The 24,294-nt window shown below is 70.4% G+C and carries 24 protein-coding genes, 1 tRNA gene and 2 pseudogenes; 10 read left to right on the top strand and 17 right to left on the bottom strand.

Annotation, left to right across the window (positions count from 1 at the left end):
• Window positions 1-20 precede the first annotated feature (20 nt).
• Window positions 21-2,762, bottom strand: a complete 2,742-nt coding sequence (aceE, locus tag Sfulv_RS07895; RefSeq protein ID WP_173313022.1) for a pyruvate dehydrogenase (acetyl-transferring), homodimeric type — start codon at window positions 2,760-2,762, stop codon at window positions 21-23.
• Window positions 2,763-3,243: 481 nt separating this feature from the next.
• Here aceE and Sfulv_RS07890 point away from each other — a divergent pair, with 481 nt between their 5' ends.
• From Sfulv_RS07890 to Sfulv_RS07865, 6 genes are all read left to right on the top strand, one after another.
• Window positions 3,244-3,681: a DUF3052 domain-containing protein gene (locus tag Sfulv_RS07890; protein ID WP_173313021.1), complete on the top strand. Its 438-nt coding sequence runs from the start codon at window positions 3,244-3,246 to the stop codon at window positions 3,679-3,681.
• Between the two features lie 143 nt (window positions 3,682-3,824).
• The gene (locus tag Sfulv_RS07885) at window positions 3,825-4,283 is read left to right on the top strand and encodes a peroxiredoxin (protein WP_173313020.1); all 459 of its coding nucleotides are present in this window, start codon (window positions 3,825-3,827) and stop codon (window positions 4,281-4,283) included.
• 163 nt (window positions 4,284-4,446) lie between these two features.
• Window positions 4,447-5,022, top strand: coding sequence for a TerD family protein (locus tag Sfulv_RS07880; RefSeq protein ID WP_173313019.1), 576 nt, complete (start codon window positions 4,447-4,449; stop codon window positions 5,020-5,022).
• 80 nt (window positions 5,023-5,102) lie between these two features.
• A complete protein-coding gene (locus Sfulv_RS07875; RefSeq protein WP_173313018.1) occupies window positions 5,103-5,678 on the top strand; it encodes a TerD family protein in 576 nt (191 codons plus the stop codon).
• A 65-nt stretch (window positions 5,679-5,743) separates the two neighbouring features.
• Window positions 5,744-6,895 carry a DUF475 domain-containing protein gene (locus Sfulv_RS07870; protein WP_173317670.1) on the top strand — a complete coding sequence of 384 codons (1,152 nt, stop codon included), beginning with the start codon at window positions 5,744-5,746 and terminating at the stop codon, window positions 6,893-6,895.
• A 172-nt stretch (window positions 6,896-7,067) separates the two neighbouring features.
• Window positions 7,068-7,802 carry a TerD family protein gene (locus Sfulv_RS07865; protein WP_173313017.1) on the top strand — a complete coding sequence of 245 codons (735 nt, stop codon included), beginning with the start codon at window positions 7,068-7,070 and terminating at the stop codon, window positions 7,800-7,802.
• Between the two features lie 34 nt (window positions 7,803-7,836).
• On the opposite strand, the gene Sfulv_RS07860 is transcribed toward Sfulv_RS07865, so the two are convergent.
• Window positions 7,837-8,694 carry a TerD family protein gene (locus Sfulv_RS07860; protein WP_173313016.1) on the bottom strand — a complete coding sequence of 286 codons (858 nt, stop codon included), beginning with the start codon at window positions 8,692-8,694 and terminating at the stop codon, window positions 7,837-7,839.
• A 229-nt stretch (window positions 8,695-8,923) separates the two neighbouring features.
• On the opposite strand from Sfulv_RS07860, the gene Sfulv_RS07855 reads away from it, so the two are divergent.
• Genes Sfulv_RS07855 through Sfulv_RS07845 form a run of 3 tightly spaced genes read left to right on the top strand, consistent with a single transcriptional unit; the run spans window position 8,924 to window position 13,437 of the window.
• Window positions 8,924-10,084, top strand: coding sequence for an HpcH/HpaI aldolase/citrate lyase family protein (locus tag Sfulv_RS07855; protein WP_173313015.1), 1,161 nt, complete (start codon window positions 8,924-8,926; stop codon window positions 10,082-10,084).
• A 39-nt stretch (window positions 10,085-10,123) separates the two neighbouring features.
• Window positions 10,124-12,586 carry a phosphoribosyltransferase gene (locus Sfulv_RS07850; protein WP_173317668.1) on the top strand — a complete coding sequence of 821 codons (2,463 nt, stop codon included), beginning with the start codon at window positions 10,124-10,126 and terminating at the stop codon, window positions 12,584-12,586.
• Window positions 12,583-13,437, top strand: coding sequence for an HAD family hydrolase (locus Sfulv_RS07845; protein ID WP_256668830.1), 855 nt, complete (start codon window positions 12,583-12,585; stop codon window positions 13,435-13,437). The genes Sfulv_RS07850 and Sfulv_RS07845 overlap by 4 nt, the downstream gene beginning before the upstream one ends.
• A gap of 29 nt (window positions 13,438-13,466) precedes the next feature.
• Here Sfulv_RS07845 and Sfulv_RS07840 read toward each other — a convergent pair whose 3' ends face one another.
• The 4 genes and pseudogenes from Sfulv_RS07840 to Sfulv_RS07825 form a co-directional block, all read right to left on the bottom strand.
• Window positions 13,467-13,694, bottom strand: a complete 228-nt coding sequence (locus Sfulv_RS07840) for an FmdB family zinc ribbon protein (RefSeq protein ID WP_173313014.1) — start codon at window positions 13,692-13,694, stop codon at window positions 13,467-13,469.
• A 205-nt stretch (window positions 13,695-13,899) separates the two neighbouring features.
• The gene (locus Sfulv_RS07835; RefSeq protein WP_173313013.1) at window positions 13,900-14,484 is read right to left on the bottom strand and encodes a DUF4383 domain-containing protein; all 585 of its coding nucleotides are present in this window, start codon (window positions 14,482-14,484) and stop codon (window positions 13,900-13,902) included.
• 208 nt (window positions 14,485-14,692) lie between these two features.
• A pseudogene (locus tag Sfulv_RS07830) lies at window positions 14,693-16,083 on the bottom strand (hypothetical protein).
• 70 nt (window positions 16,084-16,153) lie between these two features.
• Window positions 16,154-16,930 carry a DUF4097 family beta strand repeat-containing protein gene (locus tag Sfulv_RS07825; protein ID WP_173313012.1) on the bottom strand — a complete coding sequence of 259 codons (777 nt, stop codon included), beginning with the start codon at window positions 16,928-16,930 and terminating at the stop codon, window positions 16,154-16,156.
• A gap of 208 nt (window positions 16,931-17,138) precedes the next feature.
• Between Sfulv_RS07825 and Sfulv_RS07820 the strand changes: the two genes are divergently transcribed.
• A tRNA-Val gene (locus Sfulv_RS07820) sits at window positions 17,139-17,213 on the top strand.
• Between the two features lie 68 nt (window positions 17,214-17,281).
• Here the strand turns inward: Sfulv_RS07820 and Sfulv_RS07815 are convergent.
• From Sfulv_RS07815 to Sfulv_RS07770, 11 genes and pseudogenes are all read right to left on the bottom strand, one after another.
• Entirely contained in the window at window positions 17,282-18,439 is a 1,158-nt protein-coding gene (locus tag Sfulv_RS07815) for a tyrosine-type recombinase/integrase (protein ID WP_030118375.1), read from the bottom strand.
• A complete protein-coding gene (locus tag Sfulv_RS07810) occupies window positions 18,439-18,627 on the bottom strand; it encodes a helix-turn-helix domain-containing protein (RefSeq protein ID WP_030118376.1) in 189 nt (62 codons plus the stop codon). The genes Sfulv_RS07815 and Sfulv_RS07810 overlap by 1 nt, the downstream gene beginning before the upstream one ends.
• Window positions 18,624-20,036, bottom strand: a complete 1,413-nt coding sequence (gene repSA, locus Sfulv_RS07805) for a replication initiator protein RepSA (protein ID WP_173313011.1) — start codon at window positions 20,034-20,036, stop codon at window positions 18,624-18,626. Before repSA ends, Sfulv_RS07810 begins: the two co-directional genes overlap by 4 nt.
• Entirely contained in the window at window positions 20,033-20,851 is an 819-nt protein-coding gene (locus tag Sfulv_RS07800; protein ID WP_173313010.1) for a phosphoadenosine phosphosulfate reductase, read from the bottom strand. Before Sfulv_RS07800 ends, repSA begins: the two co-directional genes overlap by 4 nt.
• Complete coding sequence (locus Sfulv_RS07795; protein WP_173313009.1) at window positions 20,848-21,048, bottom strand: hypothetical protein; 201 nt, start codon at window positions 21,046-21,048, stop codon at window positions 20,848-20,850. The genes Sfulv_RS07800 and Sfulv_RS07795 overlap by 4 nt, the downstream gene beginning before the upstream one ends.
• A gap of 5 nt (window positions 21,049-21,053) precedes the next feature.
• Window positions 21,054-21,235: pseudogene (locus tag Sfulv_RS30180) on the bottom strand (hypothetical protein).
• A gap of 91 nt (window positions 21,236-21,326) precedes the next feature.
• Entirely contained in the window at window positions 21,327-21,668 is a 342-nt protein-coding gene (locus tag Sfulv_RS07790; RefSeq protein ID WP_173313008.1) for a SpdD protein, read from the bottom strand.
• Between the two features lie 14 nt (window positions 21,669-21,682).
• Window positions 21,683-21,871, bottom strand: coding sequence for a mobile element transfer protein (locus Sfulv_RS07785; RefSeq protein WP_030075804.1), 189 nt, complete (start codon window positions 21,869-21,871; stop codon window positions 21,683-21,685).
• 20 nt (window positions 21,872-21,891) lie between these two features.
• On the bottom strand, window positions 21,892-22,578 hold the full coding sequence (locus Sfulv_RS07780; RefSeq protein WP_173313007.1) for a DUF2637 domain-containing protein: 687 nt from the start codon (window positions 22,576-22,578) through the stop codon (window positions 21,892-21,894).
• 79 nt (window positions 22,579-22,657) lie between these two features.
• A complete protein-coding gene (locus Sfulv_RS07775; RefSeq protein WP_173313006.1) occupies window positions 22,658-22,855 on the bottom strand; it encodes a hypothetical protein in 198 nt (65 codons plus the stop codon).
• Between the two features lie 87 nt (window positions 22,856-22,942).
• The gene (locus Sfulv_RS07770; protein WP_173313005.1) at window positions 22,943-24,292 is read right to left on the bottom strand and encodes an FtsK/SpoIIIE domain-containing protein; all 1,350 of its coding nucleotides are present in this window, start codon (window positions 24,290-24,292) and stop codon (window positions 22,943-22,945) included.
• Window positions 24,293-24,294 lie beyond the last annotated feature (2 nt).

Here is a 24,294-nt window from a genome sequence, read left to right as displayed (position 1 = left end):
CCCCTCTCCCGAACGCCTGCCTACGCGTCCCCGCCGGCCGGGCCCGGATCGGCCGCGGCCACGTCCAGGAGCTCGTAGCGGTCGACCGCCGTCTTCAGGGCGGACCGGTCGATCCTTCCCTCCTTCGCGAGCTCGGTGAGCACCGCGAGGACGATCGACTGCGCGTCGATGTGGAAGAAGCGGCGGGCCGCGCCCCGGGTGTCGGCGAAGCCGAAACCGTCGGCGCCCAGCGACTGGTACGCGCCGGGGACCCACCGGGAGATCTGGTCAGGTACAGAACGCATCCAGTCCGACACCGCCACGAACGGGCCCTCGCAGCCGGAGAGCTTCGACGTGACGTACGGCACGCGCTGCTCCTCCTCCGGGTGCAGCAGGTTGTACCGCTCCACGTCCACGGCCTCGCGGCGCAGCTCGTTCCAGGAGGTCGCCGACCAGACGTCGGCCTTGACGTTCCACTCGTCGGCGAGGATCTGCTGCGCCTCGACCGCCCACGGGACCGCCACGCCGGACGCCATGATCTGGGCCGGGATCTGGCCCTTCTCACCGCTCCGGTAGCGGTACACGCCCTTGAGGATGCCCTCCACGTCCACGTCTGCCGGCTCGGCCGGGTGCTGGATCGGCTCGTTGTAGACGGTGAGGTAGTAGAAGACGTCCTCGTTCTCCTCGGGCGTCCCGCCGTACATCCGTCGCAGACCGTCCTTGACGATGTGCGCGATCTCGTACCCGAAGGCCGGGTCGTAGGCGACACAGCCCGGGTTGGTCGAGGCGAGCAGCTGCGAGTGGCCGTCCGCGTGCTGGAGGCCCTCACCGGTCAGGGTCGTACGACCGGCGGTCGCACCCAGCACGAAGCCGCGCGCGAGCTGGTCGGCCATCTGCCAGAACTGGTCACCGGTGCGCTGGAAACCGAACATCGAGTAGAAGACGTAGACCGGGATCAGCGGCTCGCCGTGCGTGGCGTACGCCGATCCGGCGGCGATCAGCGAAGCCGTGCAGCCGGCCTCGGAGATGCCGTCGTGCAGCATCTGCCCGGTCGGCGACTCCTTGTACGCGAGGAGCAGGTCGCGGTCGACGGCCTCGTACTGCTGACCGAGCGGGTTGTAGATCTTCGCGCTCGGGAAGAACGCGTCCATGCCGAAGGTGCGGTACTCGTCGGGCGCGATCAGCACGAAGCGCTTGCCGATCTCCTTGTCCCGCATCAGGTCCTTCAGGATGCGGACGAACGCCATGGTCGTGGCGATCGACTGCGTACCCGAGCCCTTCCTCGCGGCCGCGTACGTCTTCTCGTCCGGCAGGGCCAGCGGCTTCGCCCGCACCACGCGCGTCGGGACGTAACCGCCCAGACCCTGGCGGCGGTCGTGCATGTACTGGATCTCTTCGGAGTCGCGGCCCGGGTGGTAGTACGGCGGGTAGCCCTCGTCCAGCTGCTTGTCCGTGATCGGGATGTGCAGCCGGTCGCGGAAGCGCTTGAGGTCCTCGACCGTGAGCTTCTTCATCTGGTGGGTCGCGTTGCGGCCCTCGAAGTTCGGCCCCAGGGTCCAGCCCTTGACCGTCTGCGCCAGGATCACCGTCGGCTGGCCCTTGTGGGCCTTGGCCGCCGCGTAGGCCGCGTAGACCTTCTTGTGGTCGTGGCCGCCGCGCCCCAGGTGCAGGATCTGGTGGTCGGACATGTCCTTGACCATGTCGCGCAGCCGCGGGTCGTCGCCGAAGAAGTGGTCACGGATGTACGCGCCCGTCTCGGTGGCGTACGTCTGGAACTGCCCGTCCGGCGTGGTGTTCAGCTTGTTGACCAGGATGCCCGTGCGGTCCTGCGCGAGCAACGGGTCCCAGGAGCGGTCCCAGACCAGCTTGATGACGTTCCAGCCGGCGCCGCGGAACTGCGACTCCAGCTCCTGGATGATCTTGCCGTTGCCGCGGACCGGGCCGTCGAGGCGCTGGAGGTTGCAGTTCACCACGAAGGTGAGGTTGTCCAGCCCCTCACGGGCGGCGATGGAGAGCTGGCCCAGCGACTCGGGCTCGTCCATCTCGCCGTCGCCCAGGTACGCCCACACGTGCGACTTGGAGGTGTCGGCGATACCGCGCGCCTCCATGTAGCGGTTCATCCGGGCCTGGTAGATCGCGCCGAGGGGGCCGAGGCCCATCGAGACGGTCGGGAACTCCCAGAAGTCCGGCATCAGCCGCGGGTGCGGGTAGCTGGACAGACCGTTGGGCGCCTTCGACTTCTCCTGGCGGAACGCGTCGAGCTGCGCCTCGCTCAGCCGGTCGAGAAGGAACGCGCGCGCGTAGATCCCGGGGGACGCGTGCCCCTGGAAGAAGATCTGGTCACCACCGTCGCCGTCGTCCTTGCCGCGGAAGAAGTGGTTGAAACCGACGTCGTACAGCGACGCGGAGGAGGCGAACGTGGCGATGTGCCCGCCGACGCCGATGCCGGGACGCTGGGCGCGCGAGACCATCACGGCCGCGTTCCAGCGGGTCGCGTTGAGGACCTTGCGCTCGATCTCCTCGTCACCGGGGAAGAACGGCTCGTCCTTCGTGGCGATCGTGTTCACGTAGTCCGTGCTGCGCATCTCCGGCACGGCGACGCGCTTCTCCCGCGCGCGCTCGATGAGCCGGAGCATCAGGTAGCGGGCGCGCTCACGGCCCCGCTCGTCGACGGCGGCGTCGAGGGAGTCGAGCCATTCCTGGGTCTCCTCGGGATCGAAGTCCGGGACCTGGCTCGGAAGGCCGCCAATGATGATCGGGTTGCGATCGGATCCGGAAGCCACGCTGTTCCTTCGCTGTTCGGTGCTGCTCTACGGGGCCTGGTACGGGGAACGGACCCCCGGGACATCTGCTGTGCGCCGCCTCCATCGTGTACCGCGAGGGCGCAAACGTCATCTCTACCGTGAGGTAACCGCGAGGTTCTGGAGCCTCGCGGCCGGGGCACGAGTATGGGCGTCGGAGGAGGGGACGGGCCAAACCGCAACCATACGCCCAACCCGTCCAAGCGTTCCCAAAGGCTGTTCGACTCCGATTGGCGGATCGAAACGGCATAAGCTGAGGAAGGACGTAAACGGATCGGGCGCTGTCGAGGCCCCGGCAGGAGACCGGCCGGAGGATGCGGCGACGTGGCAGGGAACGTCACCGTTTAGGCGGTCTCGGACGCCGGGTACTTGCGCGATTCGCCGAGCCCGTGTGGACTACGGCCAACGCCCCGCGCACGCGCGTGGCTGAAGCATTTTCCGAAACATGATCAGGAGGCAACCCGTGAGCGCGACCGCGGACCACGCGGAGGAGCGGACCAACCCGGCAGCACGCCTGGGGTTCGAGCCCGGACAAGTGGTCCAGGAGATCGGCTACGACGACGACGTCGAGCTGGAGCTCCGTGAGGGCATTGAGGCCACTACCGGCCAGGAACTCGTCGATGAGGAGTACGACGACGTCGCAGACGTCGTCATCCTCTGGTTCCGCGACGAGGACGGCGACCTTACGGACGCGCTGGTGGATGCCATTGGTCTGCTCGAGGACGGCGGTGCGGTCTGGCTGATGACGCCCAAGACCGGCCGTGACGGATACGTCGAGCCGAGCGACATCAACGAGGCCGCCCAGACGGCCGGTCTCGCCCAGACCAAGAGCGTCAGTGCGGGCAAGGACTGGACGGGGAGCCGTCTGGTCACCCCCAAGGGGGCCAAGGCCAAGCGCTGACCCCCTCTCCCACCACCCGGGGCCCCCGGACGGCATCATGCCGCCGGGGGCCTTCGTACGGGTACGGGCGGGTCCACTGCATAGGGTGGGAGGCCCGGGCGGACCGGTCCGGGTATGCGCTGGAGTACGGAAGGACGCGTCACATGGCGATCGAGGTCGGCAGCCAGGCCCCGGAGTTCGAGCTGAAGGACAACCACGGGCGGACCGTGAGGCTCTCCGACTACCGCGGCGAGAAGAACGTCGTGCTGCTCTTCTACCCGTTCGCCTTCACCGGTGTCTGCACGGGCGAGCTCTGCGCGCTGCGTGACGAACTGCCCCGGTTCCAGAACGACGGCACCCAGCTGCTCGCCGTCTCCAACGACTCCATCCACACCCTGCGTGTCTTCGCCGAGCAGGAGGGCCTTGAGTACCCGCTGCTCTCGGACTTCTGGCCGCACGGGGAGACCTCACGGGCGTACGGCGTCTTCGACGAGGACAAGGGCTGCGCGGTGCGCGGCACCTTCGTCATCGACAAGGACGGCACGGTCCGCTGGAGCGTCGTCAACGGCCTCCCGGACGCGCGGGACCTCAAGGACTACATCAAGGCCCTCGACGCCATCTGACCCGGCACGCTCCCGGAGGCGCCATCCGGGAGATCTCCTGGCGCCGCCCTGCCAAAAGCCTGTTTTGGCAGGGAACCGGTCACTAGGATCCATTCGTTGATCCGATGCCAACGCACGATGGGGACGCTGGTTCTGCCGGCCCCTTAAAACTATGGGAGGACTCGTGGGAGTCAGCCTCAGCAAGGGCGGCAACGTCTCGCTGACCAAGGCCGCACCCAACCTGACGGCGGTCATCGTCGGTCTGGGCTGGGATGCCCGTACGACCACCGGCGGGGACTTCGACCTCGACGCCAGCGCGCTGCTGACGGGTGTCGACGGCAAGGTGGGCAACGACGGCAACTTCGTCTTCTTCAACAACCTCAAGAGCCCCGACGGTTCCGTCGAGCACACCGGTGACAACCTCACCGGTGAGGGCGAGGGTGACGACGAGGTCGTCAAGGTGAACCTCGCCGGTGTCCCCGCCGACGTCGACAAGATCGTCTTCCCGGTCTCGATCTACGAGGCCGAGAGCCGGCAGCAGAGCTTCGGCCAGGTCCGCAACGCCTACATCCGCGTCGTCAACCAGGCGGACGGCCAGGAGCTGGCGCGGTACGACCTGAGCGAGGACGCCTCGACGGAGACCGCGATGGTCTTCGGCGAGCTGTACCGCAACGGTGCCGAGTGGAAGTTCCGCGCCATCGGCCAGGGCTACGCATCGGGGCTGCGCGGTATCGCGCAGGACTTCGGTGTGAACGTCTGAGCCACGCCACGTTTCTCCGTCCGGCGCCGCACCATGTGCGGCGCCGGACGTTCTCGACCATCGACACGGGGAGGACACACATGGGCGTCACGCTCGCCAAGGGAGGCAACGTCTCCCTCTCCAAGGCCGCTCCCAACCTCACCCAGGTACTGGTCGGGCTCGGCTGGGACGCGCGATCCACCACGGGGGCCGACTTCGACCTCGACGCCAGCGCACTGCTGTGCCAGTCGGGCCGGGTCCTCGGCGACGAGTGGTTCGTGTTCTACAACAACCTCACGAGCCCGGACGGTTCCGTTGAGCACACGGGCGACAACCTCACGGGGGAGGGCGACGGCGACGACGAGTCGGTCGTCGTGCGCCTCGACGAGGTCCCCGCGCACTGCGACAAGATCCTCTTCCCGGTGTCGATCCATGAGGCGGACAATCGCGGGCAGACGTTCGGGCAGGTCAGCAACGCTTTCATCCGCGTGGTCAACCAGGCGGACGGCCAGGAGCTGGCGCGGTACGACCTGAGCGAGGACGCCTCGACGGAGACCGCCATGATCTTCGGCGAGCTCTACCGGTACAACGGAGAGTGGAAGTTCCGTGCGGTCGGGCAGGGGTACGCGTCGGGGCTCCGGGGCATCGCTCTAGACTTCGGGGTCAACGTTTCGTAAAGCCGCGTACGCGCGGGGGACCCTCACTCACCGGGGGAGGTCCGTACACACACGATGGGGTGCCAGTGATTCTGAAAACTTTCGGCTGGTCGTTCGCGGTTACCGCGGCCGGCCTGGTCGCAGCGGTGTTCTACGGGGGGTGGCAGGCTTTCGGTATCGTCGCGATCCTGTCGATCCTGGAGATCTCGCTGTCCTTCGACAACGCGGTGATCAACGCCGGAATCCTCAAGAAGATGAGTGAGTTCTGGCAGAAGATCTTCCTCACCATCGGCATTCTCATCGCCGTCTTCGGTATGCGGCTGGTCTTCCCCGTCGTGATCGTGGCCGTCAGTGCCCAGCTCGGGCCCCTGGAAGCCATCGACCTGTCGTTCAACGACCCCGACCGCTACAAGGAACTGGTGACGGACGCCCATCCGTCCATCGCCTCCTTCGGTGGCATGTTCCTGCTGATGATCTTCCTCGACTTCATCTTCGAGGACCGTGACATCAAGTGGCTCGGCTGGCTGGAGCGCCCGCTCGGCAAGCTCGGCAAGGTCGACATGCTGTCGGTCTGTGTCGCCCTGATCGTGCTGCTGATCTCGGCCATGTGGTTCGCGCCCCAGGCGCACCAGCACGGCGGCGGTCACGCGGACAAGGCGGAGACCGTCCTGCTCGCCGGTATCGCCGGTCTGATCACGTACCTCATCGTCGGCGGGCTCTCCGGGTTCTTCGAGAACAAGCTCGAAGAGGAGGAGGAGCGCGAACACGAGGCCGAGGAGAGGGCCAAGAAGGCCGGCAAGCCGGTCTCCGCGGTCGTGATCGCGGGCAAGGCCGCGTTCTTCATGTTCCTCTACCTTGAGGTGCTCGACGCGTCCTTCTCGTTCGACGGCGTCATCGGCGCCTTCGCCATCACCAACGAGATCGTGCTGATGGCCCTCGGCCTCGGCATCGGCGCCATGTACGTCCGTTCGCTCACCGTCTACCTGGTCCGCCAGGGCACGCTGGACGACTACGTCTACCTGGAGCACGGAGCGCACTACGCCATCGGCGCGCTCTCCGTCATCCTGCTGATCACCATCCGGTTCGAGATCAACGAGATCATCACCGGTCTCGTCGGCGTCGTACTCATCGCCTGGTCCTTCTGGTCCTCGCTGCGCCGCAACAAGGCGCTCGCGGCGGCGGGCGGCGACGGGGGCGACGGCTCCGCGTCCAAGGCGGAAGTCTCCTCCGGGGTGTGACCCGGCAGGGAATGAGGAACGCTCTCTGCGGGGCGGCCCACACGCGGCGGTTCTCCGGAACCGGCCCGGGCCGCCCCGCAGTGACGTACGGGGGCTGTGACGACGCCCGGGACGCCTGGAGCCCGGCCGGCGGGCTCCACCCGGGCACCACCGGACGATGTGGGGGGTTGGGATGGCTTTCTGGGACAGCCTGTGGCCGGGGCGGGACGCGGTGTTCGAGGCGGGTAACTCCGCGACGAACTCCATCCTGCTCTCCAAGCGGCACGCCACGGTCTCACTGAACAAACAGGGCGCCCTGTCCGGAAACCTGCGCGTCAACCTCTCCTGGAGGATGCGCAGCTCGGACATCGAGGGCAGGTCGCGGCAGAGCGGCCGGCTGCTGCGCCCCATGAAGCTCTTCCAGCCCGACGTCGTCCAGGCGCACACCCAGGGCGTGGTCAACGTCGACCTGGACCTGGGCTGTATGTACGAGCTCAAGGACGGCACCCGGGGCGTGGTGCAGCCCCTGGGCAACCTGATCGGCGATCTCAACGGGCCGCCGTACGTCCGGCTCAGCGGCGACGACCGCTTCGGGGCGCCCTCCGGGGAGACGGTGTACGTCAACCTCGACCAGCGCGACCAGATCAAGCGCCTGCTGTTCTTCGTCTACATCTACGACCAGACGCCGGCCTTCGACCGTACGCACGCCAAGGTGACGCTCTACCCCGGCAACGGCCCCCGGATCGAGATCGAGCTCGACGAGAGGGCCCCGCAGGCCCGGTCCTGCGCCGTGTTCACCGTCGACAACGTCAAGGACGAGCTGATCGTGCGGCGCGAGGTGAAGTTCGTGTACGGCTTCCAGTCGGAGCTGGACCGGCTCTACGGCTTCGGCATGCAGTGGGGCCGCGGCTACAAGACCCGCGCCTGACGGGGCCGGTACCTGCGTACCTCCCCGCCAGGGCTCACCTGACGAACTGGGGTCCCTGCGGGGGCAGCGTGAAACCGGGGTCCGGGGCGTGCGCGGCCGCCGCGGCGGGCTGCGGATAACCGTAGGCGGGCGGTGCGGCGGCCGGCTGGGGAAAGCCGTAGGCGGGCCGGGGCGGGGCCGCGTGCTGCCCGGCCGGCTGCGGGTACCCGTACGCGGGCTGATGGTGCTGCACCGTGGCCTGGGGGTCGGGCGCGTGCGCCGGCGCGGGTGGGAACGGAGGCGCGGCCGCGGTCCGGGCGGGTGCGGTCCGCGCGGGGCCGGCCGTCCGGCCCGGCTCGGGCTCCGCCGCCGTCTCGTCGACCGAGATGCCGAAGGCCGTCGCCAGCCCCACGAGGCCGGTCGGATAGCCCTGCCCGACCGCCCGGAACTTCCAGCCGTCCCCCCGCCGGTAGAGCTCGCCGCAGATGATGGCGGTCTCCTCGCCCGTCTCCGCCCGGACGTCGAAGACGGCCAGCGGATCACCTTCGGCCGAAGCCGCGTCGTACAGCAGGATGCGCAGATCCCTGACCTGTTCGAACGCCGCCCCGTCGGACGAAGCGGAGATCACCACCTGCTCGACCGAGGGGTCGAGCGCGGAGAGGTCCGCCTCGATCGTGTCGGTGAGCCCTTCGGGGACGCTGCGCTTGGGCAGGCGCCGTACCAGACCGGAGGGGTGCCGGGGCTGGTTGTAGAAGACGAAGTCCTCGTCGGAACGCACCCGGCCGGACGCGCCGAGCAGCAGGGCCGACGCGTCCACATCGGGGACACCGGCGCCGGGGGTCCAGCGCAGAACGGCCCGTACGGCAGTGGCGTCGAGGGGGACGTTCGAGCCCTTCAGCATCGCGTGCGTCATGCCCGTCATCCTGCCTGTTCTCCGGCCGGACGGACAACGCGGGGACCGGACGGGTTTCGGCGGCGGTGGCCGGGAAGGTGTTACGGGTGAAGTAGCGGTGCTCGTGAAGAGTGCCTGTAATGGACGGGTTACCCGGAATTCACGCCTCTGGGGAACTGGCGACACCCGTCCGTACGTACTATTACCGGCCATACGTTGTTCGGCCGACCAGGCAAGCGCGGGGGATTATATGCGTCATTTCGGGCACATCTCGCCCGCTGCCCGAGAGGGCCTGTTCTTCCAGGAGCCGTGCGCCTTCGACGCCGGCTCACCCATCGACGTGCTCTCGGCGGCCCTGGGGGCCACCCTCTACAGCCCGGCGACCCGGCCGCGCCTGGCCGACGACGTGGCCAAGCAGGCGGGCCGCGGCGTCGTCTCGATGGTGCTGTGCCTGGAGGATTCGATCGACGACGCCGAGGTGGCGGACGGCGAGGCGAATCTGGTCAGACAGTTCGCCGACCTCGCCGAGCGGGGGGCGCAGACTCCGCTGCTCTTCATCCGGGTCCGCGTCCCCGAGCAGATCACCGACCTGGTGGGCCGGCTCGGCAGCTCGGTCCGGCTGCTGTCCGGATTCGTCCTGCCGAAGTTCACCGAGGAGCGCGGTGTCCTCTTCATGGAGGCGCTCACGAGTGCCGAGGCGGCGGCCGGCCGGCGGCTCTTCGCGATGCCCGTCCTGGAGTCGCCCGAGCTGCTGCACCTGGAGACCCGGGCGGAGGTCCTCCGGGGGATCTCCCGCACCGTGAACAAGTACCGCGACCGGGTGCTCGCCCTGCGGCTCGGCGTCACCGACTTCTGCTCGGCGTACGGACTGCGCCGGGCCTCCGACATGACGGCGTACGACGTCCAGATCGTCAGCGCCGTCATCGGCGACGTCGTCAACGTGCTGGGCCGGGCCGACGGCTCGGGCTTCACGATCACCGGCCCCGTGTGGGAGTACTTCAGGCTCCAGGAGCGCATGTTCAAGCCCCAGCTGCGCCGCAGCCCCTTCGCCGGGCGGGCCGAGGAGCTGCGCACCGCCCTGATCGAGCACGACCTGGACGGACTGCTGCGCGAGATCGAGCTGGACCGCGCCAACGGGCTGCTCGGCAAGACCTGCATCCACCCGTCCCACGTGATGCCCGTGCACGCGCTGTCCGTGGTCAGCCACGAGGAGTTCAGCGACGCCCAGGACATCCTGCGGCCCGAGCGCGAGGGCGGCGGAGTGCTGCGGTCGGCGTACACGAACAAGATGAACGAAGTGAAGCCGCACCGCGCCTGGGCCGAGCGCACCGTGCAGCGGGCCGAGGTCTTCGGTGTGGCCAAGGAAGACGTCGGGTTCGTGGAGCTGCTGGCCGCGGGCCTGGCGGAGTGAGCGCGTATCGATGAGCGAGCGCGCGACGAAGGAAGAGACATAGACGTGGTGTGGACGGGCAGCTGGGTCGCCGAGCGGCTGGGAGTCGAACTCGTCGGCGACAGGGAGCTGCGGGAGCTGCTGGGCCTCGCCCTGCGCCGCAACCCCAAGCGGGCACACCTGCTCGTGTCGAACGTGCTGGGCAAGCACGTGCCCCAGAAGCCCTCGGTGGTCTACGGGGCGGGCTTCGAACTGGGGGAGCGGGTGCGCGACCTCCTCGGTGAGGCCGAGGCCCGCCGCGCGGTCGTCCTCGGGTACGCGGAGACCGCGACCGGTCTCGGCCACGCGGTGGCGGACGGGCTCGGCGTGGCTCCGTACCTCCACTCCACACGCCGCCCGGTCGCGGGGGTGGCCCGTGCGGGCGGCTTCGAGGAGGCGCACTCGCACGCCACCTCGCATTTGCTGCTGCCCGAGGACCCGGACCTGCTCTCGCCCGCGCCCTCCGGGGCGCCGCTGGTGCTGGTCGACGACGAGTTCTCCACGGGCAACACCGTGCTCAACACCATCCGCGCCCTGCACGAGCTGTATCCCCGCGAGCGGTACGTCATCGTGGCGCTGGCGGACATGCGCTCGGCGGCGGACCGGGGGCGGCTGGCCGGGTTCGCCGACGAGATCGGCGCCCGCGTCGACCTGGTGGCCAGGAGCGCCGGGACGGTGCTCCTGCCCAAGGGGGTGCTGGAGCGCGGTCAGAGTCTGGTGGCGGCCCAGGAGGCGGCGGCGTCCGCTTCGGCGTCCGGCCCGGCGGGCGGCGCGTCCGCAGGGGCCGCCCCCACCCGGGTCGAGCTCGACTGGCCCGCCGGTCTCCCCGACGGCGGACGCCACGGCTTCACCCCGGCGCACCGCGCGGTCCTGGAAGCGGCCCTGCCGGGCATGGCGGCCCGGATCGACGCGGCACTGGGCGACGCCCGGCGCGTACTCGTCCTCGGATTCGAGGAGCTGATGTACGCCCCGCTCCGCCTCGGTACGGTCCTGGAGGCGGTCTCCACCGCCGAGGTGCGGTACTCCACCACGACCCGCTCCCCGGTCCTCGCCCTGGACGACCCCGGGTACGCGATACGCAGCCGGCTGGTCTTCCCGGCCCACGACGACCCCGCGGACGGACCCGGCGACCGGTACGCGTACAACGTGGCGGGCGCCGGATTCGACGCCGTCGTGGCGGTCGTGGACTCCACCGCCGACACCCCCGCGCTGCACGCCCCCGACGGCCTGCTGGCCCGGCTGGCCGCGCACACCGGTCACGTCCTGCTGGCCGTGGTCCCCTCGTACGTCCCTCCCCGCGCCCCAGCCACCCCCCGCGCCGCCGAACGGCAGGAGCCCTCCATGCTGCCCGAGCCCCTCAGAGGCCCCGCCTTCTCCTCCTACGCGGCGGACGACGTCGGCTGGCTCCTCCAGGACCTCGCCGGCACCGAGCTCGAGGCACCCACCGAGGAGCGGGAGGAGGCGATACAGAGCGGTGGCGCGCACTACGCCGAGTCGCTCCCCGTCGAGTACCAGCCGACCCCGCAGTACCAGGACCTCTTCCAGGCCGCGCTCGACAGCTCGGCCGCCCGGGTGGCCCGGGCCGTGGGCACCGTCACCGAGACCGTCCTCGCCGAACGGTCCCCCCGCCCCGTCCTGGTCTCCCTCGCCCGCGCCGGCACTCCCGTGGGCGTGCTGATGCGCCGCTGGGCGCAGTACCGCCACGGGCTCGACCTGCCGCACTACGCCGTCTCCATCGTGCGCGGCCGGGGCATCGACGCCAACGCCCTGCGCTGGCTGGCGGCCCACCACGACCCGGCGGACGTCGTCTTCGTCGACGGCTGGACGGGCAAGGGCGCCATCACCAGGGAACTGGCCGCCGCCCTGGCGGAGTTCGAGGGCTTCGACCCGGAGATCGCGGTCCTGGCGGACCCCGGCGGCTGCGTCCGGACCTACGGCACCCGGGAGGACTTCCTCATCCCCTCCGCCTGCCTCAACTCCACCGTCTCGGGCCTCGTCTCCCGTACGGTCCTGCGCGCCGACCTGGTCGGCCCGGACGACTTCCACGGGGCCAAGTTCTACCGGGAGCTCGCAGGCACCGATGTCTCCGGCCACTTCGTCGACACCGTCGCGGACCGCTTCGGCGACGTCGAGGACGCGGTCGACGCCGACGTCAAGGAACTCCTCGCGGCCGACCGCGCCCCCACCTGGGAGGGCTGGGCAGCCGTCGAGAGGATCAGCGAGGAGTACGGCATCCACGACGTCAACCTCGTCAAGCCGGGCGTCGGGGAGACCACCCGCGTCCTGTTGCGCCGCGTCCCCTGGAAGATCCTCGCCAAGCGCGGGGCCGACGCCGACCTCGCCCACGTACGCCTGCTCGCGGAACAGCGCGGCGTACCGGTCGAGGAGGTGGACGACCTCCCGTACACCTGCGTGGGGCTGATCCACCCGCGGTTCACCCGGGGTGCCACCGGCGCGGACGGCAAGGCGGTGACGGGCAAGTGAGTACCCAGGTGACGCTGGTGGCCAGCGACCTCGACCGCACCCTCATCTACTCGGCAGCGGCGCTCGACCTGCCCATGCCGGACGCGCAGGCGCCCCGGCTGCTCTGCGTCGAGATCTACGGTCACAAGCCGCTGTCCTACGTCACGGAGACGGCCGGGGCGCTGCTCGAAGCGCTGGGCGGCAGCACGGTCTTCGTGCCCACCACCACCCGCACCCGCGAGCAGTACCACCGCATCCATCTCCCCGGCCCTCCCGCGCGGTACGCGATCTGCGCCAACGGGGGACACATCCTGGTCGACGGGGTCTCCGACCCCGACTGGCAGCGGCGGGTCGCGGCCAGGCTCGGCGACGAGTGCGCCTCCCTCGCCGAGGTCAGGGCCCACCTCGTCGCCGCCGCGGATCCCGCCTGGCTCCTGAAGGAACGGATCGCCGAGGACCTCTTCGCGTATCTCGTCGTCGAGCGCTCGTTGCTGCCCGACGGGTGGGTCAAGGAGCTGGCGGACTGGGCGGACGGCCGGGGCTGGACCGTCTCGCTCCAGGGCCGCAAGATCTACGCCGTACCGAAACCGCTCACCAAGAGCGCGGCGATGAACGAGGTCGCACGCCGCTGCGGCGCCTCACTGACGCTCGCCGCCGGCGACTCCCTCCTCGACGCGGACCTGCTGCTCGCGGCGGACCGGTCCTGGCGCCCCGGCCACGGGGAACTGGCCGACAGCGGCTGGACCGCCCCGAACGTCGAGGTGCTGGGCGAGACGGGCGTGGCGGCAGGGGAGGAGATCCTGCGCCGCTTCATCGGAGCCGCGGGGGCGGAGCGGCGGAAGGGCGTGAACCGGGCCCACCGGCCGCGCTGAGAAGCCGTGTGCCGCCCGTCCCGCGCCGGTCAGCCGCAGCAGCCGCCCCCGCAGCAGCCGCCCCCGCCGTCCCCGCCACCGGCCGGCGCGGGCGCAGGCGCGGCGGACGGGGCGCCGCCCACGGCGACGGTGGAGAGCAGCTTCACGGTGTCCTCGTGCCCGGCGGGGCAGGGAGCGGGAGCGGAGGACTCCGCCATCGGACGGCTGACTTCGAACGTGTCTCCGCAAGGGCGGCAGCGGTACTCATAGCGAGGCATGGACCCAGGGTAGAGCCCGAGGGCCGCATCCACCACGCCCCCTCAGGGCTGTCCCGCAGTCCCCGGCGGGCGCACGACGACCGCTACGGCACCTCGTCGCGCTGTCCGAACGCCCGAATACCCCCAGTATGCGGACGTTCCTCCGCCTCGCGATGCACCGCACGCGACGCCGCGCGCTGATCCACCAGGGATGACGGGACAGCCCTTACCGCCGGACCTCGGGCATACGGGGAACCCTGCGGCGCCCCGCTTCGCGCGCGGCCTGCTCGGGGTGGCGGGCCCGCCAGTACGGATTGTCGTGCGGAAGACGGCCGCTGACGCGTCCGTACATCCCGAAGAACATCAGCATCAGACCTACGGCGAAGCTGAACAGCACGTTCTGGATGCGGAACGCGAGGAAGTTGAAGCCGGAGTCGAGCAGAGCGAGGTTGACGAACCCGCTCAGGATGAACGCGATCCCCAGGACCATGTTGACCGTGGATGCGGCGTTGCCGCCGATCACCATTCCCGCGAAGAGGATCAGCCCGACGCAGAGGGACAGGACGCTGAGCGCGCCGTTGGTGCTGAGGCCCGCCACGGTGTCGCCGCCGGTGTCGAAGAAACCGATCTTGTCGATGAGACCGAGAACGCCGAAGACGAGCAGGACGAGCCCGGTGAGCCCGGCACCGACCCGGTAGACCTGGCTGAGCCGGTGATCTACCGGCAGATGCTCGTCGAGCCGCACGCTGCCGCCGCGCCGGCCCGGCGACGCGGGCGGCGCTTGCCGCAGACGGGGGACGTGAAGGGCCATGGGAACCTCCTGCGAAAGCGGCGGACCGGCCTGCCCACACCTCCAGGATCGACCCACGGCCGACCGAGGACAAACGTGCGCGGGGGAGAGCGGCCCGGCTCCCGCGCCTTCAGCCCCTCGTAGCCCTCGCGGGCCATCCAGCTCCGTGCCCCCATCACCTTCCTGGTGGCCCCGCAATGGGCCGCCCCCCGGCCCGCACCGCGGTCCCTCAGCTCCCGGCGCCCGCCGTGCCCGCTCCGGCGCCGCGCTCCTCGCGGATGCCGGAGACCACGCGCGCCACCGACCGGCGTACCGCTTCGGTCTCGGTCAGGAAGTGCCAGTAGTCGGGGTGACGCCCCTCCAGCCCCGCGACGGCCCGGTCCAGCCGTGAGACGGCGTCGTCCAGCGGCCTGGCATGGCGCGGGTCGGGGGTGTGGCGGCCGGCCATCGCGAGGCGCTGGGCGTCCCGGATCGCGAAACGGGTCCGCTGGATCTCCTGCTGCGGGTCCTTGGCCACCGCGTCCAGCCGCTGCAAGCGGTCACCGGGCGCGGAAACGGCCTCGTCGGTCGCGTTCAGCAGGGCGCGCACCGTGCTCAGCCGCGTCGTCGCATCGGCCCAGCGCTGCTCGTCGCGCGCCCTCGCGGCCTCCGCGAGCTTCTCCTCGGCCTGCCGGATGTGCACCACGGCCTGGTCGTGAACGGGCTGGAGGTCCTGCCAGCACGCGGCCGAGAACCGGCGCCGCAGCTCGCTCAGGACCGGCTCGACCGAGCCCGTGCGTGTCGTCAGCGCCTGGGCGCGGGTACGGAGCGACACCAGACGCCGGTCGATCTCCGCGGCCCGCTCCGGCAGCCGCTCCGCCTCCGCCCGCAGGGCCTCGGCATCCCGTAGCACCTGGTCGGCCCGTTGCAGGGTCTCCGGAACGCCGTGCCGGCCGGCGCCCTGGTTGAGCCGCGTCAGCTCGGGCGCGAGGGCCGCGAGCCGCGCGGCGAGGTCGTCGGCGCGCATTCCGGACGCCCGTACGGCATCGAGTGCGTTGCTTGCGCCGAGCAGTGCCTGCCGTGCGCGCTCCACGGCGGGTGCCAGCCGGGCGAGCTGCGTCTCGGCGCTGCCCAGCAGCGGCCCGAGCCCTCGCGCGTACCGGTCGAGCTCGCCCTTGACCCGTAGGAGCTCGTCCTTGGCCTTCGTCAGCTCCGTCAGCGCGTGGGCGGCGACGGAGGGCTCCAGATCGTGCCGGTCGAGGTCGTGCGCGTCGACGGCGGTGATGTACGTGTGGCTCACCTCGTCGATCCGCCGCCCCAGCGCGGCGAAGTCGTCGACGGCCTGACGGGCACGGGGCGAGCTGTCCACGGCCGTGATCGTCTCGACGGAGATCAGCAGATCGCGCTGAGCGGTGTCGAGCTCGTAGAACGCGGCCGCGGCGGCATCCTTCGCCGCCTGGGCCTCCGCCCGCTCATTCCCACCACCACGCCCCCGAACCAGCGCCGCGTACCCCCGCCGGCGAAGGCCGCGGGCAACGCGGCGACCAGCAGGGGAACCGGGAGCAGCATCAGTGCCAGGACGTCCAGGACGACGGAACTCCCACCCGCTCCCGACTGCGGCCGCGCGTGTGTCGCCGTCACATCCCTCTCCCGTGCCGTTTCGCCCCGCCCGGTTCATTCTCCCACCAGGTAGGACGAACGCACGGGTCGGTTAGTTCGCGCTTCGGACGGTGATTTCGCCGTTGTCGCTGCGCGCCCTCACCACGTGGGGGCTGTCCTCGCGACGGGGCACCTTCACGGAGACGTCGCCGTGGACGGCCTCGGCGTTCACGGCGTACGCCTCCTCGCCCCCGGGCAGCTCGACGAAGATGCTGCCGTTGTCGCTGACGGTCTCGACCAGCGTCGGTACGCCGGTGAACTCCAGCCGGACGGAACCGTTGTCCGAGTGGGCGTTCACCGAGGCCGCGGAGATCCGCTCGGCGACGACAGCGCCGTTGTCACTCCCCAGCTTCAACGGACCGCTGGAGTCCCGCACCACGACCCCGCCGTTGTGGGACGTGAGATCGAGCCGCGTATCGAACCCGGAGGCGGTGACCTTCCCGTTGTCCCCCCGCACGGCCACGGCCACGCCACGCGGCACCCTCACCCGGTGGTGCGCGGCGCAGTCACTGATCATCGCCTCGCACTTCACCTCAAGGCGCAGGACCCCGCCGTCCATCTCCCAGACGGCCTCGGGCCCGCTCCCCAGCACGACCCACCCGTCGAACCGCCGCGTCACCTCCACCTGCCGCACGTCGGCGGGCACCAGTTCCACGGTGGAGTTCTCGGAATCGATGGTCAGCGCCTTACCGCTGAGGGCGAACGACTTCCGCTCGGCAGGAGCGTCGTCGACATCGGTGCTCCCGCACCCACTGAGAACGGTGAGGAGGACGAGAACCCCACCGCTGACGCCGAGAGCGCCGGTGAGTGTGCGCGTACGCAAGGTCATGGTGGTGGGTCCCCCAGGTAGTGCCGCCGATGTGCCCTCACCGTATGCACCGCCACCCCGGGGAGGGCATCCGGACGGCTACCGTCCTGGGGGTGGGGGTATCCCCCGCACGGCCAGGGCTACGGCTACGGGACGGCGCGGCATGGTGAGGACGGGAACCGGTTTGCGGTGGGGGCCCGTGAGCCATGTAACCTGTTGCCTCATCCACGGGTGCGTAGCTCAGGGGTAGAGCGCTGCTCTTACAAAGCAGATGTCGGCGGTTCGAAACCGTCCGCGCCCACCAGCACAAAGACCCCCAGCCGATCATGGCTGGGGGTCTTTGACATCCACTTCTGACATCAACGGGCGCGGTCACCCACGGTCGGGACGCTGCCGCTTCAACATCCGGTCGAGGTGACTCACGGCCTCGCGCTGCGTGTCCTGGACGACGTGGGCATAGATGTTCATCGTCACTGCGATCTGACTGTGCCCGAGGATTTCCATCACGACACGGGGCGGGACGCCAGCGGCGGTGAGCAGGGTCGCGCAGCCGTGGCGGGCATCGTGCAGCCGGATGACGCGAAGCCCTGCGGTGCCAGCGACCCGGGTGAACGAGCGGTACAGGTTGCGCGGCTCAATCGGCCGGCCGGAGCGGGTGGTGAAGACGTAGCCGGTCTCCTCCCACTGATCACCGGCAGCCTCACGCAGGGCCGCTTGCCTTAGACGTTCCCAGCGGAGCGGGGCCACGCACAGGGCGGGCAGGGGAAGCGTCTGCTTCCTGCGACGCCCCTTGGGATCGTCCTCGTACGCCTCACCGCGGACACGCTGCCGCTGAGTGCGGACCCGGATCTCCCGCTTGTCGAGGTCCACGTTCTCCCATCGAAGGCCCACGATCTCCCCACGGCGGAAGCCGAGCGCGATGGCGAGCACGAAGGCTGCGTAGAGCGGGTCCTTCCGGGCGGCGGTGAGGAAGGACAGGGTCTCGTCCAACGACCAGGGGGAGAGATCCCGAGCCACTGCGGAGGGCGGTTCCACGAGGGTCGCCACGTTCCGCATGACGAGTTCCTCCCGGCACGCAGCCGTCAGCGCCGTACGCAGGACGCGGTGGGACTCCTTGGCGGTCGCCGCGGTGGTCTGCTGCTCCAGCCGGACCAGGAAGCGCCGGACGTCAGCGACGCTCAACGATTCGAGGCGCTTCGAGCCGAGCATGGGCACGAGGTAGAGGCGGATGTGCGTCTCGTACTTCGCGTAGGTCGTGCGCTTGCGGCGCGGCTTGATGATGTTCTCCAGCCAGTAGGGCAGCCACTCGGCGAGCTTGGCCGACCGCGTGGGCACGGGTACGCCCTGGTCCACCTTGGCGAGCAGGTCACGGCGCTTGGCGTCGCACTCGGCCCAGGTCTTGCCGTAGGCGAACTTGCGGGCCCGGGTGCCGTCCGGCTGGAGCACGTATACCGCGGCTTGATAGCGGCCGTCCTTGCGCTTGGTGATGGTGCCCGCGCCGTTGGGGTTGCGCTTGCGCTGGGGAGGCATCAGGCGGCTTCCTCGATCTCGTTGACGATGAAGTCCCGTACGGCGTCGGCGGGGATGCGCCGGGCCCGGCCGATGGTGATGGAGACCAGTCGGCGGGAGCGGATCAGGTCGTAGACGGTGGAGCGTCCGAGCTTCAGCCGCGCCATGACCTCAGGCACGGTGAGGAGTTCGGCGGTGGCGGTGGTCACGATGCGGCTCCTTCCAGAGCGAGTTGGTCTTGCAGTTCGGCGCGGTGTTCGCGGGCGGTTTCGCGGTTGTGCTGGATGTCGCGGTGGATGTTGGCGGCGAGCCAGGATTCGCCGGGGGTGTGGCCGTTCCCGGCGTAGGCCCAGTGCGCGAGCGTGAGCGTGGTGGCCTCCGGGTGGTCGTCGGGGTCGGGGAGGCCGAGGGCGGCGCGTTGTTCGGCGGCGCGGTAGTCGGCGCGGACCTGGCGGAGGGCGCCGAGGGTGGTGGAGTAGGCGCGGGATTTGGTGGAGAAGTGGCCGCGGAAGCCGAGCATGTGGGCCCAGTCGCGGAGCTTGCGCTCGGGGTAGGCGTGGTGCAGGTCCAGGCACGCTTCAATCAGCCGCCGCGGGTGCTCGGGCACGTCGAGGAGGACGAGGGCTTCCTTGTTGCCGACCCGGTGGTCCACGGTGCCGGTCGTCTCGGCCGCCTTGGTGGCGTACTTCGCGACGTACGAGGCCACGGCCTGTTCGGTCAGATCCTCACCGTTGCCGAACGCGCCGATGGGCTGCACGTCGAGCTGCGTGCCCCACCGCAACGTCCACCCCTCGTTGACCCCGGCTTCCGGGTTGGCCGGCACGACTACTTCAACCCGGGCGGCGGCGGCGCGGATCGCGTCGTCCAGCAGGTCGAGGGTGGCCCAGGCCGGGGGCGGGGTGTCCGGGCCGTCGGGTCCGTCGAAGCGGATGACCGCGTGGAAGTGGACGGCCCCGCGCTTCTGGTACTCCGCGACCTTGCCGAAGGAGACTTTGGACTGTTCGCGGGCGGCTTTCTGGGTGAGTCCGGCTCGCTTCGCGATTTCGCGGCGGAGGTAGATCGTGAAGTAGCGCCAGAGGTCGGAGGCGTGGTTGTTCCACAGCACCGCCCCCGCGTAGTCGTAGGTGTCCGGGTCGAGCGGTGTGCCCAGCTCCGGGGCGTCCTCCGCGTGCCGGGTGCCGCAGCGGCAGGGCCGGTTGCCGGGCCGGTTGTGGACCGGGCCGAACGACGGGGCCGTCAAGGTCGCGAAGACCCGCGGGTGATCCCGGATCGTAGTCGGGGTGCCCTTGTCGGGGTCGCCGGTGAGTCCGGCTCGGATGAGGTGGTAGGTGTCGCCTGCGTAGGTCCAGGCGCAGGCGGGGCAGCGGGAGGCACGGCGGTTGCCGCAGGCGATCCGTAACCGTCCCCCGGGCTCGGTGTCTGTCGAGTAGTGGTGCAGCAGGGTGCCGGTTGCCCTGTCGATGGTCTTGGTGGCGCCGGTGAGGTGGATGGGCTGGAAGCAGCCGCCGGTGCGGCGGAGCTGTTCGGTGAGGCGGTCGAAGCCGGGAGCCCCGACCACCCGGAGCAGATCGCCCAGGGTGGCCGGGTCCAGGCCCGCCGTGGTGGCGGTGTGGGTCATGTGGTGCACCACCCGTTGTCGCAGCCCTCGTTGTCGGTGTCGAACAAGGGGAGCTGATCGCCGCCCTTGAAGAGGTGGCGCAGGGGCCGTCCGGTGCGGGTGAGGTAGACAGGGCGCTTGCCCTTGGCGGCGAGGTGGTGGTTGATGGTCTCTTCGACCTGGCAGGCCCGCTCGAACCGGGCGGGGTTCTTCTCCCGCATGGCCTGCCATTCGGGGATCTTGCGCATGGGGCAGAAGTCGCAGGAGGACTTCGGGGGCACGGGCAGTCCGGCCGTGCGGATGATGCGCGGGCAGTCCGCCCGCCGAATCTTCAAGTCCAGCAGCGGGTAGGTCAGCCGCTCGTAGGGCATGGCCTTGCCTGCGTTGGCGCGGCCGATCTCATCGAGGCTGATGCCCATGGCGACGGTGGCGGGGTTCTGGGGTGTTGCGCCGTTGGCCTTGAGCCACTTTCCGGTGACGAGGATCTTGAAGTCGTAGGTGCAGGCGCGGCCGCCGGGTTTGCCGTTGGAGAGGAAGACGGGGATCGTCTGGCGGCTGCCGTTGCTGTTGATGATGCGCTGGCGAATGGTCTCGGTCTGGCCGCCGCGGAGGTGGCGTTCCAGTTCGATGAGCTTCAGGTTGTGGGCGGCGGCGAAGGGCTGGGCGTAGTCGCGGACGTAGGTGATGGTGTCGGGGTTCTCGCTGTCGTCGCCGACGTTGGCGAACAGGAAGGTGTCGAAGTCGATGCGTCCCTGTGCGGCGAGGACGAGGGCGGCCATGGACTGCCAGCCACCGCCGAAGCTGAAGGCCCGCAACGGACTCTGCGTGCTGGTCATCGCCGGGCCTCCGTCCGGTGGTGGGCGGGGCCGTGGTTGCTGGTGTAGCCCTCGACCAGGGCCTTGACCTGGGCATCGCCCGTGGCGGTCGCGGTGGCGCCGCAGTGGCAGACCGCCGAGCCGGTGGGCGGGGCATTCGGGGAGGGCTTACTGACGTGGAGGCCGGGGCGGTCCGGGGTGGGGGTCAGGTCGGCCATGGCGCTCAGGCCCCGATCCGGGTGTGGGCACGGGCGGGGTCGTGTGGCCGGTGCCGCGGCAGGCGGGGCAGTGGGCGGTGATGGTCTGGCGCTGCCCGTCGGGGGTGCGGGTGCCGGTGGTGATGGTGACGGTGGGGAAGCCGTCGCAGTGGCCGCAGATCGGCCGGGGCGGGGTGTGCTGGGGCATGATGGGATTTCCCTTTCGGGTCCGTTGGATCTGGAAGTGGTGGGCGCCCGGGGCGGCGGAAACTTGGCGGTAGATGCCGCCCCGGGGGCTGTTAGCGGTTGTGCGGGCGGTTGAGCAGCGAGCGCAGGACGACCGCGCAGATCGCGACCGAGGCGGCGGTGATCGCGGTCGCGAGGAGCATCGAGACCAGGACCGTGCCGATGATCAGGACCATGGCGGTCCCGCCCGCGGCGGCGACGAGGAGCGAGCCCGGGGTGAGCTGAACGGCCGGCCGGGAGACCGGAGCGGCCGGAACGGGCGCCGGAACCGGGGCGACGCTGGGGTTGTGGTGGCAGGTGCAGGCCGGGGTGTGAGTGATGCCGGTGAGCGGCTGGACGAGGGACGTTGCCGGGGTGGGGGCGGTGTCCGGGGGCGGGATCTTCGGGGTGAACACGGGTGGGCCTCCTGTCAGGGGTTGCAGCGGTGGGTGCGGGCGGCGAGTTCGGCGGCGGAGCGGTTGAGGTAGTCGGCGGAGAAGTTGCAGCCGGGGGCGGTGCAGGCGGCGGTGTGCTTGGTCCGGCCGCGGCCGTCGTGGTGGGTGCCGACCTGAACGGGGCCGACGCGGAGCACGTTGGTGAAACGATTCGGGCGCGCCATGACATGAACCTCCTTATTGATTAGGTGAGTTGGGCGGTGATGGCGTCGGCGAGGGGTGCGGGGACACCGAGGCGGGCGCGCAGGGTGGCGGAGTCGATCCGGCTGCCGGTGGTGGCCTGGTGGGTGTCGGCGAGCTTCCGGGCGTGATCCAGAAGGGCCGGAGGAACGGCCGCGGCCGGAGCGGACACCGGAGCCGGAGCAGGTGCCGCGGCTTCCTCAGGAGCAGGCGCGGGAGGAAGTTCGGGGGCCGGTTCGGGCGTCCGCTCCACTGTCACGTCTGGGGCCGGTTCGGGTTCGGAAGGGGCGGGCAGCGTTGCCGCCGTGACGGGCTGGGGCTCAGTGGGCGCGGCGGCGGGGCTGTGGACGAGGAGGGTTCCGCCGAGGAAGGCGAGGGCTGGCCATCCGGCGACGAGGATGCGCAGCCAGGCGGGAACGTCACCGAGGTCGAGGAGTCCGGCGGTGGCGACGTTCGCGCCCAGCGATGCGGCGAGAGCGATGACGAACCAGGCCCAGGCAGCACGGTTGTCCGCGGTGGTGCGCATACGGCGCCAGGCGGCGACAAGGAGCAGATCAACGCTGACCGGGTAGGCCCAGGCTTTCCAGCCGTCCTGCCCGGCGGCTGCGGCCAGGTCGTGCAGGTGGGCGAAGGACAGGGCACCGGCGATGACGGCCTGGACGAGTACGGCGTCGATTCGGATGCGGGACACGGGTTCACCTCCTTTCGAAGGGGCGGGGCCGGGGCCGGGCGGGATACGGGTTCACCGCCCGGCACCGAGGCGAAGGGGGTCAGGCGTCGGGGTCGGTGCCGGAGCCGAGGCAGTTGAGGCAGAGCCCGTCCTGCTGGCCGACCGGGCGGCGCTTGCGACCAACCCGCACCGTGACGGGGACCATCCCGGACCCGCCGCACGGCTGACACGAAGCCGGTTCGACCGGGACGGGGACGGGGCTCTTCGGGGTCTTGGTGGTGGTCCGTTGGGTGGCCATGGCGGGGATTCCTTCCGGTTCCGGGCATGGGCGGGGTAGGGACCGGGCGCGAGACAGTCACGCCAACTAGCCGTACGAGGTGGTGAGTTAGCTGGTTGCCGGGCGAGGCTTGAGGAGCGGTGAGCCCGGGGCCGGGGCGGCGGAAACGGCCGGCCGGAACGGTGCCAGAGCGGCAAGGTGCGGGGTGAGGTGCGCGTACTCCCGGCAGACCGCGACCGCTTCGGCCGGAGTCATGGCGGGGGTGCGGATACGGGACCAGCCACCGGAGGAGTCCCCAGCCACGGCGACACCGGGACGGTCCGGGGGGATAGTGGTCGCGGCGAAGACCGCTTCGGGGGCAATGTCCCCGAGGGCCATTTCAGCGGTCTGCTTGTCGTTGACCCGGTGCACCACACGGCCCGTGAGCTGAGCCCGCAGGGCGGTCGCGCCCTTGCCGAGGTCGGAGCCGAAACGCTGCCCGCACACCTCCAGGAAGATCCCCACTGCACGGGCCATCTGCGCGAGCCGGATCATCCGCATCACCATCCGGTCCCGCCGCTCCTCATCCTTCTTCGCAGCGACGAGGAACAGTTCCGCGACTTCATCGACCAGGACCACCAGCGGCACCGGCCGCACCGCGGCAGGCAGACCCCACAGGTCCGAGACGCCGTGGTCGCTGAGGAGGTCGAAGCGCTCTTCCATCTCCCCCACGAGGGCTTCCAGCAGCCCGTCCGCCTCATCCGGAGTGACCGCCAGGGCGGAGAGGCGGGGCGCGTACCCGCCCTGTTCGACACCCCGCTTGCAGTCGATCCCGACCAGACCGACGGGGAGCTTGGCCAGACCGGAGATGAGGTTGCGCTGATACATCGACTTGCCCGACTGGTTCGCCCCCACCGTCAGGGCGTGCGGGACCTTCTGATAGTCCCGGACGAACGCCGTGCCGTCCTCCCGCAGAGCAACGGGGACGACCAGCGGACCGGCGGTGACGTTGCGGGGGAGGCGGCGGGGCATCTTCACGCGGCGCAGAACGTCGTAGCCGGTCATCCGCAGTTCCACGAACCCCGGCTTCACCTCGACCACGTGCACCGAGTGGACGCCCCAGGCGTGCCGCAGACGCTCGGAAGCGGCGGACACGTCAGCAGGCTCCAGACCGGCCGGAAGGCGAAGCGTCGCCCGCATCCCGGTCGAGGAGTAGCGGACCCGGCGGACCTGCGGGGGAACGGGCTGGACTTCCTGGCGGGCCACGTTGCGGACCATGAACGCCCGCAGGCGGGACGGCTGGACCGTCAGCCCGCACACATCCATCGTCGCCCGGTACGTCACCGTGAACCGGACCCGGGCGACCGGTGCGCCGACCAGCGACCAGAACACCCGCGGGGACCGGGCCTTCGCGTAGCCGAGGCCACCGGCGGCCGATAAGGCCCCCGCCACCTCGATCACCGTGGACAGGTCGGACATGA

The sequence above is a fragment of the Streptomyces fulvorobeus genome, assembly GCF_013167895.1.
GTDB lineage: Bacteria > Actinomycetota > Actinomycetes > Streptomycetales > Streptomycetaceae > Streptomyces > Streptomyces fulvorobeus.
Note: the sequence above shows the minus strand (reverse complement) of the source record. Positions and strands in the feature narration are given on the sequence as shown.

What these genes read in the sequence shown, in the direction of transcription:
- Sfulv_RS07885 (WP_173313020.1), top strand. Translation starts at nt 3,825, where the DNA reads ATGGCGATCGAGGTCGGCAGCCAGGCCCCGGAGTTCGAGCTGAAGGAC.
- Sfulv_RS07875 (WP_173313018.1), top strand. Translation starts at nt 5,103, where the DNA reads ATGGGCGTCACGCTCGCCAAGGGAGGCAACGTCTCCCTCTCCAAGGCC.
- Sfulv_RS07795 (WP_173313009.1), bottom strand. Translation starts at nt 21,048, where the DNA reads ATGGCCGACCTGACCCCCACCCCGGACCGCCCCGGCCTCCACGTCAGT.
- Sfulv_RS07825 (WP_173313012.1), bottom strand. Translation starts at nt 16,930, where the DNA reads ATGACCTTGCGTACGCGCACACTCACCGGCGCTCTCGGCGTCAGCGGT.
- Sfulv_RS07840 (WP_173313014.1), bottom strand. Translation starts at nt 13,694, where the DNA reads ATGCCTCGCTATGAGTACCGCTGCCGCCCTTGCGGAGACACGTTCGAA.
- Sfulv_RS07815 (WP_030118375.1), bottom strand. Translation starts at nt 18,439, where the DNA reads ATGCCTCCCCAGCGCAAGCGCAACCCCAACGGCGCGGGCACCATCACC.
- Sfulv_RS07860 (WP_173313016.1), bottom strand. Translation starts at nt 8,694, where the DNA reads ATGACGCACGCGATGCTGAAGGGCTCGAACGTCCCCCTCGACGCCACT.
- Sfulv_RS07770 (WP_173313005.1), bottom strand. Translation starts at nt 24,292, where the DNA reads ATGTCCGACCTGTCCACGGTGATCGAGGTGGCGGGGGCCTTATCGGCC.
- Sfulv_RS07785 (WP_030075804.1), bottom strand. Translation starts at nt 21,871, where the DNA reads ATGGCGCGCCCGAATCGTTTCACCAACGTGCTCCGCGTCGGCCCCGTT.
- Sfulv_RS07855 (WP_173313015.1), top strand. Translation starts at nt 8,924, where the DNA reads ATGCGTCATTTCGGGCACATCTCGCCCGCTGCCCGAGAGGGCCTGTTC.
- Sfulv_RS07865 (WP_173313017.1), top strand. Translation starts at nt 7,068, where the DNA reads ATGGCTTTCTGGGACAGCCTGTGGCCGGGGCGGGACGCGGTGTTCGAG.
- Sfulv_RS07775 (WP_173313006.1), bottom strand. Translation starts at nt 22,855, where the DNA reads ATGGCCACCCAACGGACCACCACCAAGACCCCGAAGAGCCCCGTCCCC.
- Sfulv_RS07835 (WP_173313013.1), bottom strand. Translation starts at nt 14,484, where the DNA reads ATGGCCCTTCACGTCCCCCGTCTGCGGCAAGCGCCGCCCGCGTCGCCG.
- repSA (WP_173313011.1), bottom strand. Translation starts at nt 20,036, where the DNA reads ATGACCCACACCGCCACCACGGCGGGCCTGGACCCGGCCACCCTGGGC.
- Sfulv_RS07800 (WP_173313010.1), bottom strand. Translation starts at nt 20,851, where the DNA reads ATGACCAGCACGCAGAGTCCGTTGCGGGCCTTCAGCTTCGGCGGTGGC.